Annotated in this window: 1 pseudogene; it reads right to left on the bottom strand. The window is 40.6% G+C overall.

The annotated features are described in order from the left end of the window. Positions 1-37 precede the first annotated feature (37 nt). Positions 38-976: pseudogene (locus MNV_RS21535) on the bottom strand (IS256 family transposase, variant Zn-binding type); the annotation flags it as partial. Positions 977-1,181: the final 205 nt, after the last annotated feature.

The following is a 1,181-nucleotide window of genomic DNA, read 5'->3' as shown; positions in this document are numbered from 1 at the left end:
TTTTTTGCTTATTGGTATCCCCTATGGCTAAGAAAACCTATTCATTATTCCGGAAGTATATGTACCATTTGATAAAGCTTTTGCGATGTTCCTTGGTCATACCCCGATGCAATAGCAAGTGACTTTTTAAGTGCCCAAAGAATGATTCCAGGCCATTGGTTGATTTGGGCACATGGTCATTAAACAGATATTGGAACATGTTTGGTAAGGCATTTTTTATCATAATAAAACACCGTCTCACCAGTTTGTGTTTGTACCAATACCGCCCGGTAGTTTTGCTATATGATTTCTCTTGTACAAATGTCTGATAGTGCGTGTGCCAATCCACTATTTCCCTCATCCAGTGCTGGGCTTCATGATGCGTTCTAATTTGCGATAACCTTTTCACTATTGCCAGCAGGCTTAAGCCAGCCTCACTCTTTGGATTTTGAGTAAGCCATATTTTACACTCTCTTTGAATATGAACCAGACATCTCTGAAGCATGACCTCCTTACAAGTCTTCCTAACAGCTTTTAGTATGGACCGATGCCCATCACAGGTAATGCTCTCAATAGTAATGCCCAATGAAAGCATCACCTCTAAATCCTCTTTTATCTCATGGTAATATTCGCCGTCGGTGAGCCTGTAAAGCTGTGTGAACTTCACCTGATTGTCCCGGTATATTACCAAGCAGATGTCATTGCTGAAATAGGTGGCATCTATCAATAGATTCAAACGTTCCCTCGGAAAGAACTTCAATGTAGGGGCCCGATCTAAATATCGGGCAAATAACCGCTTCAAAGTTCGGATGCTGTAACCGCTTTCATCACTGATATAGGATAATGTTTGCCGGTTCAGCACCCATTTCCTGAACCATACAAATTGATTACTGAAGGTTACTTCCTTGTTTTGCCGGGTAAATAATAGGCCGCAACTCTTACACTTAAAACGCTGCTTCCCTTTCTGCTTTCCCCATAGAATCACGTTGGTGCTTTTACAGCCCCAGCACGCTTTTTTTTCTGATTTTTCATGAACAAAAAAAGGAAATTGAAACCAGTTTCAATTTCCTTATCGTAAACTATTGATTATCAATGACGCTATGGTACTTTCACCAACTATTTTTGTCCATTATACCATATTGAATGGTGAAAACCGAAAAATTCAAACTTACGGCGACCGAAGGGAGCCCACTTACAGCGAC

It is taken from the genome of Candidatus Methanoperedens nitratireducens (assembly GCF_900196725.1).
GTDB lineage: Archaea > Halobacteriota > Methanosarcinia > Methanosarcinales > Methanoperedenaceae > Methanoperedens > Methanoperedens nitroreducens_A.
The sequence above is the reverse complement of the archived record's forward strand: the minus strand, read 5'-3'. Positions and strand labels throughout refer to the sequence as shown.